The 10,538-nt window shown below is 75.0% G+C and carries 8 protein-coding genes; 3 read left to right on the top strand and 5 right to left on the bottom strand.

Annotation, left to right across the window (positions count from 1 at the left end; all coding sequences use genetic code 11):
• On the top strand, positions 1-564 hold a 564-nt coding region (locus CCN44_RS29625; RefSeq protein ID WP_462509659.1), incomplete at its 5' end, for an RNA polymerase sigma factor.
• A gap of 76 nt (positions 565-640) precedes the next feature.
• Here the strand turns inward: CCN44_RS29625 and sucD are convergent.
• The 5 genes from sucD to CCN44_RS29655 all read right to left on the bottom strand — a co-directional run bounded on the left by sucD (position 641) and on the right by CCN44_RS29655 (position 8,448).
• Positions 641-1,525: a succinate--CoA ligase subunit alpha gene (sucD, locus tag CCN44_RS29630; protein ID WP_059252183.1), complete on the bottom strand. Its 885-nt coding sequence runs from the start codon at positions 1,523-1,525 to the stop codon at positions 641-643.
• Between the two features lie 27 nt (positions 1,526-1,552).
• On the bottom strand, positions 1,553-2,734 hold the full coding sequence (sucC, locus tag CCN44_RS29635; RefSeq protein WP_059252182.1) for an ADP-forming succinate--CoA ligase subunit beta: 1,182 nt from the start codon (positions 2,732-2,734) through the stop codon (positions 1,553-1,555).
• A gap of 538 nt (positions 2,735-3,272) precedes the next feature.
• Complete coding sequence (locus CCN44_RS29645) at positions 3,273-4,460, bottom strand: VWA domain-containing protein (RefSeq protein WP_086700976.1); 1,188 nt, start codon at positions 4,458-4,460, stop codon at positions 3,273-3,275.
• Complete coding sequence (locus CCN44_RS29650; RefSeq protein ID WP_086700979.1) at positions 4,457-7,321, bottom strand: DUF5682 family protein; 2,865 nt, start codon at positions 7,319-7,321, stop codon at positions 4,457-4,459. The genes CCN44_RS29645 and CCN44_RS29650 overlap by 4 nt, the downstream gene beginning before the upstream one ends.
• A complete protein-coding gene (locus CCN44_RS29655) occupies positions 7,318-8,448 on the bottom strand; it encodes an ATP-binding protein (protein ID WP_059252180.1) in 1,131 nt (376 codons plus the stop codon). The genes CCN44_RS29650 and CCN44_RS29655 overlap by 4 nt, the downstream gene beginning before the upstream one ends.
• Before the next feature lie 132 nt (positions 8,449-8,580).
• Here CCN44_RS29655 and CCN44_RS29660 point away from each other — a divergent pair, with 132 nt between their 5' ends.
• Both CCN44_RS29660 and CCN44_RS29665 read left to right on the top strand, forming a co-directional pair.
• Positions 8,581-9,936: an SWIM zinc finger family protein gene (locus CCN44_RS29660; protein WP_059252179.1), complete on the top strand. Its 1,356-nt coding sequence runs from the start codon at positions 8,581-8,583 to the stop codon at positions 9,934-9,936.
• Positions 9,937-10,006: 70 nt separating this feature from the next.
• On the top strand, positions 10,007-10,538 hold a 532-nt coding region (locus tag CCN44_RS29665; RefSeq protein WP_244203987.1), incomplete at its 3' end, for a DUF5691 domain-containing protein.

The following is a 10,538-nucleotide window of genomic DNA, read 5'->3' on the forward strand; positions in this document are numbered from 1 at the left end:
AGCTACCGCTCCCCGGAGCCCCCGCCCGCCGACCCGGCCCACCGCGAGCTGCTGCACACGCTGCTCGACCTGCCGGCCCCGTACCGGCGCACGCTCGTCCTGTACGACGGGGTGGGGCTCGACCTGCCGGAGACGGCGGCGGAGACGGAGGCGAGCACGCCGGCTGCGGCGAACCGGCTGATCCACGCCCGCGAGGCGGTGGCCGCACGGCTGCCGGACCTGGCCGACCCGGGCGAACTGCACCGCCGGCTGCGCGAGCTGGCCTCGGCGGAAATCCTGCGGGCGGCCAGACCGACGGTGGTGCGGACCGGGTGCGAGCGCCGGAACGTCTTCTGGACCCGGGCCGCCATCGCCTTCACGGTCACGATCGTCGGCGCGACCACGCTCACGCTGCGGACGGCGCCGACACGCTACGAGGCACCGGTGGCTCCGGCCCAGGCGGTGCAGGGGGTTCCGCCGCCGGCCGGGCTGGGGCCGCTGTCCCGGGCCGACCGGACCCTGCGGACGAAGCTGCACCGGTCGGAGGCGAGCGGCCCCGAGCGGGTGTTCCCGCAGGCGCGGTGAGGCGCCGGAGCGGGCGAGACGCCGGTAGGCCCGCCCCAGCGGAGGGGACGGGCCTACCGGCGGCGCTTCAGGAAGCTCAGGCGCTCAGGATCTCGCGCGCGAGCTTGGCCGTCTCGGTCGGGGTCTTGCCGACCTTGACGCCCGCGGCCTCCAGGGCCTCCTTCTTGGCCTGCGCGGTGCCGGAGGAACCGGAGACGATGGCGCCGGCGTGACCCATGGTCTTGCCCTCGGGCGCGGTGAAGCCCGCGACGTAACCGACGACCGGCTTGGTCACGTTCTCCTTGATGAACGCGGCCGCGCGCTCCTCGGCGTCGCCGCCGATCTCACCGATCATCACGATGAGGTCGGTCTCGGGGTCCTCCTGGAACGCGGCGAGCGCGTCGATGTGCGTGGTGCCGATGATCGGGTCGCCACCGATGCCGACAGCGGTGGAGAAGCCGATGTCACGCAGCTCGTACATCATCTGGTACGTCAGCGTGCCGGACTTCGACACCAGGCCGATGCGGCCCGGCTTGGTGATGTCGCCCGGGATGATGCCGACGTTGGACTGGCCCGGGGTGATGATGCCGGGGCAGTTCGGGCCGATGATGCGGGTCTTGTTGCCCTTCTTGCCGGCGTACGCCCAGAAGGCGGCCGTGTCGTGCACGGCGATGCCCTCGGTGATGACGACGGCCAGCGGGATCTCGGCGTCGATGGCCTCGACGACCGCGTCCTTGGTGAACTTCTCCGGCACGAAGATGACGGAGACGTTGGCGCCGGTCTTCTCGATGGCCTCCTTGACGGTGCCGAAGACGGGTACCTCGGTGCCGTCGAAGTCCACGGTCTGACCCGCCTTGCGCGGGTTCACGCCGCCCACGACGTTCGTGCCGTCACCGAGCATGAGCTTGGTGTGCTTCATGCCCGTGGCGCCGGTCATGCCCTGGACGATGACCTTGCTGTCCTTGTTGAGCCAGATAGCCATGGTGTGTTGTGTCCTCGTCCTGAGTGCTTACTTGGCGGCGTGGGCCAGCTCGGCGGCCTTGTCGGCCGCGCCGTCCATGGTGTCGACGCGCTGCACCAGGGGGTGGTTGGCGTCGGTGAGGATCTTCCGGCCCAGCTCGGCGTTGTTGCCGTCGAGGCGGACGACGAGGGGCTTCTCGACCTTCTCGCCGCGGTCCTCCAGGAGCTTCAGGGCCTGGACGATGCCGTTGGCCACCTCGTCGCAGGCGGTGATGCCACCGAAGACGTTGACGAAGACGGACTTGACGTCCGGGTCGCCGAGGATGATCTCCAGACCGTTGGCCATGACCTGGGCGGAGGCGCCACCGCCGATGTCCAGGAAGTTGGCCGGCTTGACGTTGCCGTGCTTCTCACCGGCGTACGCGACGACGTCCAGGGTGCTCATGACGAGACCGGCGCCGTTGCCGATGATGCCGACCTCGCCGTCGAGCTTGACGTAGTTGAGGCCCTTCTCCTTGGCGGCCGCCTCGAGCGGGTTGGCGGCGGCCTTGTCGTGGAGCTCCTCGTACTCGGGGTGACGGAACTCGGCGTTGTCGTCGAGCGACACCTTGCCGTCCAGGGCGATGACCTCGCCGGAGGCGACCTTCGCCAGCGGGTTGACCTCGACCAGGAGGGCGTCCGACTTGATGAAGGTGTCCCACAGCTTGATCAGGACGTTGACGACCTTGTCCGCGACCTCGGCCGGGAACTTGGCGGCCTCGACGATCTCGCGGGCCTTGGCCTCGTCCACGCCGTCGATCGGGTCGATCGCGATCTTGGCGACGGCCTCCGGACGGGTGGCCGCCACCTCCTCGATCTCCATGCCGCCCTCGACGGAGGCGATGGAGAGGAAGGTGCGGTTGGCACGGTCGAGGAGGAAGGAGACGTAGTACTCCTCGAGGATCTCCGGAGCGGTCTCGGCGATCATCACCTTGTGGACCGTGTGGCCCTTGATGTCCATGCCGAGGATGTCCGTCGCGCGGGCGACGGCCTCGTCCGGAGTGGCGGCCAGCTTGACGCCGCCGGCCTTGCCGCGACCACCGACCTTCACCTGCGCCTTGACGACGGACTTGCCGCCGAGCCGCTCGGTGATCTCGCGCGCCGCCTCAGGCGTGTCGATGACTTCACCGGCCAGCACCGGTACATCGTGCTTGGCGAAGAGGTCCCTCGCCTGGTACTCGAACAGGTCCACGCGCTTCCGTCCCTATCAGTGATCTCGCGGTTCGTTGGATGCGTGGGCGTGCCGCGAAGGGCAACGTGACGTCCGCTGTCACTAGGGAAGCGCACACGGTGTCCGAGCGCGCGGCATGTCCGTCTCGCAGGTTATCGCTGCTTGCGGGGGCCCTCTAAATCGCGGGTCACACCTGAGCGGTGATACCTGTCACATGATGCCGGGTTCTCTGGCACAGAGTGCCGTCGATGGGTGCGGGTACGGGCGGTGTGCGAGGCCTCACCGGGCTGGGGTTGACCCGGTGAGGCCCCCTGGTGGCCCCGGCGCGACCGGGGCCGGGGCGCTTGATCCCCACCCCAATGGGGACCACCCGCCCCGTCCGCGCGGCGCCGCCCGGACGAGCCGACGGCTTTCGACCACCCGGGTCCGGCCACCCCGCGGAGCTGTCCCGGGCACGGGGCCCGGCTGTCCACCGGGTGCCCGCGCGAGGCGGATTCCACGCACGCCGCGTCCGGCCGGGGCGAGTCGGTCCCGCCGCCTCCGGTATGGGCGCCTCCGGTCACGCCGTGTCCGGTATGGGCAGGGGCCGTTTCTCCAGCGCGGCGGCCATCACGTCGGGGAACAGGTCGGGCGTGCAGGCGAAGGCCGGTGCGCCGAGCGCGGCGAGCGCCGCCGCGTGGTCGCGGTCGTAGGCGGGCGCCCCCTCGTCCGACAGCGCGAGCAGCGCGACGAACTGCACCCCGGACGCCTTCATCGCGGCGACCCGCTTGAGCATCTCGTTGCGGATGCCGCCCTCGTAGAGGTCGCTGATCAGCACGACCACGGTCTCGGCCGGCCGGGTGATCTGCTCCTGGCAGTAGGCGAGCGCCCGGTTGATGTCCGTACCGCCGCCGAGCTGGGTGCCGAAGAGGACGTCGACGGGGTCGTCCAGCTGGTCGGTGAGGTCGACCACCGCCGTGTCGAACACGACCAGCCGGGTGCTGATCGACCGCATCGAGGCGAGGACCGCGCCGAACACCGACGCGTACACCACGGAGGCCGCCATCGACCCGGACTGGTCGATGCAGAGCACGACCTCCTTCTTGACCGACCGCGCGGCCCGCCCGTAGCCGACGAGCCGTTCCGGTACGACCGTTCGGTACTCGGGGAGGTAGTGCTTGAGGTTGGCCGCGATGGTGCGGTTCCAGTCGATGTCGTGGTGGCGGGGGCGGCTGACCCGGGCGCTGCGGTCCAGGGCGCCGGTGAGGGTGGCCCGGGTGCGGGTGGCGAGCCGCTTCTCCAGGTCGTCGACCACCTTGCGGACCACCGCGCGGGCCGTCTCCCGGGTCGTCTCCGGCATCGCCTTGTGCAGCGAGAGCAGCGTGCCGACCAGGTGCACGTCGGCCTCCACCGCCTCCAGCATCTCCGGCTCCAGCAGCAGGGAGGCGAGGCCGAGCCGGTCGATGGCGTCGCGCTGCATGACCTGGACGACGGAGGAGGGGAAGTAGCTGCGGATGTCCCCGAGCCAGCGCGCCACGGACGGTGCCGAGGCGCCGAGCCCCGCCGACCGGTCCCGGCCCTGCTGCGGTTTGTCGCTCCTGCCGTAGAGCGCGGCCAGCGTGCCGTCCATCGCCGCGTCCCGGCCGGACAGCGTGCACCCGGTGCCGTCGGCCTGGTCCCCGCCGAGCACCAGCCGCCAGCGCCGCAGCCGCTCCCGCGCCGCGTCCGGCACCTCCACCGGTACCGGCTCGGCCGTCGTCTCCGTCATGTGCCCACCCCCGTGAGGCAGTCACCCTGTGTCGTTCCGTGTGTCGTCTCGTGTGCCGTTCCGTGCGCTGTTCCGCGTGCTGTTCCGTCCGGCGGCCCGGGTGCGGTGCGGTGCGCCGGGTGCGCCGGGTGGTGGGCCGCGTGGCGGTTCGCGTCGTGGGCCGCGCCGTCCGGCGTGTCGTACGGCGTTCCGTACGGGGCGCCGTGGTCCGCGTCCGGGCCGAGCAGCAGCCGCAGCACCGGCAGGACGGCGTCGGCCCGTCCGGCGTCCGGTTCGGCGGCGAAGCCGGGGATCGCGGCTCCCCGGGCGGGTCCGCCGGGCCGGGTCCCGGGGCCGCGCCGGACCAGTTCGCCGAGGGTTCTGCGCACCCCGGGCTCGTACGCCGCGAAGGTCCTCCGCAGCAGCGGCAGCACGTCCGTGAACGCCTCCGCCGGCACCCCGGTCAGCCAGTTGTCGAGCAGGCCGAGCAGCCGCTCGTCGTGCACCAGCAGCAGTCCGCCCCCGCCGCCGGCGAAGCCCTCGACCCAGGCGGCGGCAGCGGCGGGCGGCGTGCCCGGCGACAGCGCAAGCCCCATCAGCCGCGCCGCCTCCTCGGGCCGCAGCGCGCCGTCGTCCAGCAACAGCCGCACGGCCCGCCCCCGGATGACACCGGGCGCGTTGTCCCGCAGCGCCAGCACCCGCAGCACACCCCGCCACCGCGCGCGCAGCCCATCGCCGCGCGTGTGCCCCCGGTGCCCGCCGCCGCCCGTGTGCTCGCGGTGCCCGCCGCCGTCCACGTGCCCGCGATCGGCCTCACCGGCCGCACCGCCCCCGGCGCCCCGCGCGGAGTCACCGGCGTCGGCCTCGGCCCCCTCGCCGGATGCGCCGGGGCCACCCCCGGCACGGCCGGCAGGCCCATCGGCGGACCCATCGGCACCGCCCGCATCGCCGGCGGCCCCGGCACCGGACCCGCCGGTGCCCCGGGCTGCCCCCTCGGTGGCGGCCGGTTCGCCCGCCGCCGACGCGCGGGTGCCCTCGCCCTGGCCCGCCGCGCAGGCATCTCCTCCCGCCGGTGTCCCGGCCAGGCTCTCCGTCAGAAGGCCCACCGCCGTGTGCACGGCGTCCACGTGGCCGCGCATCTCCTCCGCCGCGTCCGTGTCGAGTGCGACGCAGGCCGGGGGGAGGCCGACGAAGACGCGTTCGGCGAGGCCCGCCGCGACCTCCGCCAGCGCGCCGGTGTCGGTGCCGCGCACGTCGCCGTAGCGCAGCGAGCGGACCAGGGCGGGCAGCGCCTGGGCCAGATGGCCGACGTCGGTGTCCAGGGCCGCCCGGTCGGCGAGCACCCGCATGACCACGGGCAGCGCGTCCGGCAGACCGGCCAGCAGGCACTGCTCGGCGAGCGCGGTGACGTCGGCCAGGGCGCGCGCCGCCGCCGCGTCCGCCTCCGCCTTGGCCCGCGCCGCCGCCTGCACGGTCGTCCCCCACACGCCCGCCTCCGCGACCCGCACGGACAGCTCGGGCTCCCAGCGCAGCCGCCAGGTCTCCCGGAAGGTGCCCGTGCTCCCCCGGGACCGGGCCGGCTCGCCCCAGTCGACGCCGAGCAGCCGCAGCCGGTGCAGCAGCCTGCTGCGGCCGGCGTCGGTGTCCCCGCGCAGGTCCAGCTCCAGCTCGCGCTCCAGTGCCTCGGGCTTGAGCCGCAGCGAGCGCTGCTGCCGGGCCAGGTCGCGCTGCAACGGCACCGCGGGCGCCGCCTCCGGCACCTCGCCGAGGACGTCGCCGACCACCAGCCGGTCGTGCACCAGCGCCAGCGGCACGTCGGAGCCCTCGCACAGCACCGCGCGCACCGCGTCCGTGGTCTCGCTCAGACCGGGCAGCGGGCGGCCCCGCAGCGCCGCCAGGGTCTCCGCGAGCCGGACGGCCTCGATGACGTGCGCGGAGGACACGATCCGGTCCTCCTCGCGCAGCAGCCCGGCCACCTTGGTCAGCCACCGCTCGACCGGCCGGTCCGGGGCGCGGAACAGATGCCCGTACCAGCCCGGCGAGGTGATGCCCGCGCCGTAGCCACCGGCCCGGGCCAGCCTGCGGTGCGTCCACGGCACCCAGGTCAGGTCGGTCTTGACCTTGGGCAGGCCCCTGAGCAGTGCCCGGTCGGCGGTGACGGTGGTCTTCTCGCGCAGCGCGGGCACGTGCCAGGCGCCGCACACCACCGCCACGGCGGTCCCGAACTCCTTGCGCGCGTCGCGCAGTCGGAGCCGCATGTGCGCCTCGCGGACGAGGTCCCGGGCGCGCCCGCCGGCGCCGTACCGCTCGCGGAGCGCGCCCATCGCCTCGGCCACCGCCGCGAACGGCGCGAAGGGGTCGCGGTCGCCCGGCCCGCGGTGCTCGACGACGTCCTCCCACCAGCGCTCGGGATCGTCGTACCCGGCGGCCTCGGCGAGCACGGCGAGCGGGTCCACGCGCACCGCGTCGTCGCCGTCCCCGGCGTCGTCCCCGTCCCCGTCCCCGGCGTCCGGCACGGGTGGCTCCTCCTGCCAGGCGAGCGTGTGCGTGGCCGGCAGGTCGATGAAGCGGGCCGGGACGCCCTGGTCCAGGGCCCAGCGCAGGGCCACCCATTCGGGGCTGAACTCGGCGAACGGCCAGAAGGCCGAGCGGCCGGGTTCGTCCACGGCGTGTGCGAGCAGGGCGACCGGGGGCCGCAGGCCCGGGTCGGCGGCCAGCGGGATCAGCGCGTCGGCCTCCGGCGGGCCCTCGATCAGGACGGCGGCCGGCCGCGCGGCGTCCAGCGCGGCCCGCACCGCGCGCGCGGAGCCCGGCCCGTGGTGCCGTACCCCGAGCAGCAGCGGCCCGGCGGCGTACGCCGCGCCGTCGCCGGTGCCGGTCATGCGCTCACCTCGCGGCAGGCGCGGTAGAAGTCGGTCCAGCCGTCGCGCTCGCGGACGACGGTCTCCAGGTACTCCTGCCAGACGACCCGGTCGGCCGCCGGGTCACGGACGACGGCGCCGAGGATGCCGGCGGCGACGTCGCCCGGGCGCAGCACGCCGTCCCCGAAGTGGGTGGCGAGCGCCAGGCCGTTGGTGACGACGGAGATCGCCTCGGCCGTCGACAGCGTGCCGCTGGGCGACTTCAGCTTCGTACGCCCGTCGGCGGTGATGCCGTCGCGCAGCTCGCGGAAGACGGTGACGACCCGGCGGATCTCCTCGATGCCGTCGGGCGCGGCCGGCAGGTCGAGGGAGCGGCCGAGCTGCTCGACCCGGCGGGTGACGATGTCGACCTCGGCGTCGGCGCTCTCCGGCAGCGGCAGCACCACGGTGTTGAAGCGGCGGCGCAGCGCGCTGGAGAGGTCGTTGACCCCGCGGTCGCGGTCGTTGGCGGTGGCGATGAGGTTGAAGCCGCGGACCGCCTGGACCTCCTCGCCCAGCTCGGGGATGGGCAGGGTCTTCTCGGACAGGATCGTGATCAGCGTGTCCTGTACGTCGGCCGGGATGCGGGTCAGCTCCTCCACCCGGGCCGTCATGCCCTCGGCCATGGCGCGCATGACCGGGCTGGGCACGAGGGCGTCACGGCTCGGTCCGTGGGCGAGGAGCTGCGCGTAGTTCCAGCCGTACCGGATCGCCTCCTCGGGGGTGCCGGCCGTGCCCTGCACCAGCAGGGTCGAGTCACCGCTGACGGCGGCGGCCAGGTGCTCCGACACCCAGGTCTTGGCGGTGCCGGGCACGCCGAGCAGGAGCAGGGCGCGGTCGGTGGCCAGCGTGGTGACGGCGACCTCGACGATGCGGCGCGGGCCCACGTACTTGGGTGTGATCACGGTGCCGTCCGGCAGGGTGCCGCCGAGCAGGTAGGTCGCCACCGCCCACGGCGACAGCTTCCAGCGGGCCGGGCGCGGGCGGTCGTCCTGGGCGGCGAGCGCGGCGAGTTCGGCCGCGAAGGCGTGCTCGGCGTGCGGTCGCAACGCCTGTGCGGTCTCGTCGCGGTCGGATGCGGCGGTCGTCGGTTCCACGGACACAGACATGGCTGAGGCCCCCTCCAGCTCGGCCGGTTCGGATCTGGCATCCACCGTGCACCACGCCACTGACAATCGCTCTGACCTGCGCGAACGCCCGGGCCGGGCCGATTGTCAGTGGCGGGACCTACCGTCGGTGGCATGACTGAGCAGGGGGTGCGCTGGACCGCGGAGCAGGTGCTGGCACTGGCGCCTGACGCCGCGTCACGCAAGGCGGGGAGCAGACTCGGCGCGGCCGGGCCGTGGTCCGGTACCGGAAGCGGAGAGGGGACGGTGTGGGGGCTGTGCAAGGGCAGTGGCAGCAGGCCGTACCAGACGGTGGTGGACCTGGCCGACGCGGCCGGGCCGGCGTACAAGTGCAGTTGCCCGAGCCGTAAGTTCCCGTGCAAGCACGCGCTGGGCCTGCTCCTGCTGTGGGCGGGCGACGACGGCGCGGTGCCGGGCGGCGCGCAGCCGCCGGACTGGGCCGGGCAGTGGCTCGCGGGCCGACGCAGACGCGCCGGGGCGGAACGGACGCGGGCGGCGGGGGGTCCGGCCGCCGCGCCCGCCGATCCGGAGGCGGCCCGGCGGCGGGCCGAGCGCCGGGCCGAGCGGGTCACGGCGGGCGCGAGCGAGCTGGAGCAGCGCCTGGCGGACCTGCTGCGCGGCGGCCTGGCCGCGGCCGAGCAGGCGGGGTACGGCCTGTGGGACGAGACGGCGGCCCGCATGGTCGACGCCCAGGCACCGGGTCTGGCCGCGCGCGTCCGGGAGCTGGGAGCGATCCCGGCGTCCGGCGCGGGCTGGCCGGCGCGGCTGCTGGAGGAGTGCGCGCTGCTGCACCTGCTCGACCAGGGCTGGCTGCGCCGGGACCGACTGCCGGAGGCCCTCGCGGCCACGGTCCGCTCCCGGCTGGGCCTGCCCGCCACGCCGGACGGCCCGCCGGTGCGCGACAGCTGGCTGGTCCTCGCCCAGTACGACACGGCGGACGCGAAACTGACGACGCGCCGGATATGGCTGCACGGGGCCGAGTCCGGCGGGACCCGGCTGCTGCTGTCCTACGGCGCGGCGGGCCGGGCGCCGGAGCTGTCGCTGCCGGTCGGCCTGGCCCTGGAGGCGGAGCTGACGTCGTACCCGGGCTCCGGCCGGACCCGGGCGGCCCTGGGCGAGCGGTTCGCCCCGCCGGCCCCGGCCGGGTTCCGCCCGCCGGGCGTGACCACCGCCGAGGCGACGGCCCGGTACGGCGACGCCCTGCGCGACGACCCCTGGCTGGACTCGGTGCCGGTCACCCTGGAGCGGGTGATACCGGTCCCGGACGGCGACCGGTGGCAGCTGGCCGACGCGGACACGGACACGGCCCTGCCGCTGAGCCGGACCGCCCGCTCCCGGCCCGGCCTGTGGCGGCTGGTCGCCCTGTCCGGCGGCGCCCCCGTCACGGTCTTCGGCGAGTGCGGCCACCGCGGTTTCACCCCGCTCACGGCCTGGCCGGAGGGGGCGGGCGAGGCGGTGCCGCTGTGCTGACCGGCCGCGCGGACATCCACGCGCCCATGACGGGCATTCACGCGCACGTAGGCGAAGGAAAGGGGACGTGATGAACGGGGCACCCACCGGCGGGGACACCACGGCGCCGGAAAGCTCCTGGGAGGAGCTGGTCACCACCGCCCTCCTCGGCACCGACCGGCGCGCCCCGGCGCAGGTCGCGCCCGGCCGCGCGGCTCCGGTGGCGCTGCTGGACGCGGCTGCCGTGGCGACCGTCCGGCGGCGGGCCGGGCTGCGGCCCGCGCGGGCGGCGCGCCGGCCCGAGCGAGCGCCCGCCGATCCGCGTCCGCCCCTGCCCGCAGCGGCGGCGCGCCGGCTCGCCACCCTGCTGGCCGACCGGTCCGGCGGCGGTTCCGGCGGCCGGCGGGGCAGTTCCCCGGACCTGATGGAGCTGCTTCCGCAGTGGCTCGCGGCGGCCAACGCGCACGGGTACGCGGCGCCGCCGCAGGCGCTGCCCGCGCTGCTGGACGCGGCCCGCGGCCGGACGGATCTGCGCCCGGCGGCGCTGGCGTTCGCGGGTCCGCGCGCGCTGTGGCTGGCCCGGCTGAACCCCGACTGGCGGTTCGCCCTGCGCGCGGCCCCCG

It is taken from the genome of Streptomyces tricolor, from assembly GCF_002155905.1.
GTDB lineage: Bacteria > Actinomycetota > Actinomycetes > Streptomycetales > Streptomycetaceae > Streptomyces > Streptomyces tricolor.

Bases quoted from the DNA above. Each gene is read 5' to 3' on its own strand.
- CCN44_RS29645 (WP_086700976.1), bottom strand. From the start codon at position 4,460: ATGACGGAGACGACGGCCGAGCCGGTACCGGTGGAGGTGCCGGACGCG.
- sucD (WP_059252183.1), bottom strand. From the start codon at position 1,525: ATGGCTATCTGGCTCAACAAGGACAGCAAGGTCATCGTCCAGGGCATG.
- CCN44_RS29660 (WP_059252179.1), top strand. From the start codon at position 8,581: ATGACTGAGCAGGGGGTGCGCTGGACCGCGGAGCAGGTGCTGGCACTG.
- CCN44_RS29650 (WP_086700979.1), bottom strand. From the start codon at position 7,321: ATGACCGGCACCGGCGACGGCGCGGCGTACGCCGCCGGGCCGCTGCTG.
- CCN44_RS29655 (WP_059252180.1), bottom strand. From the start codon at position 8,448: ATGTCTGTGTCCGTGGAACCGACGACCGCCGCATCCGACCGCGACGAG.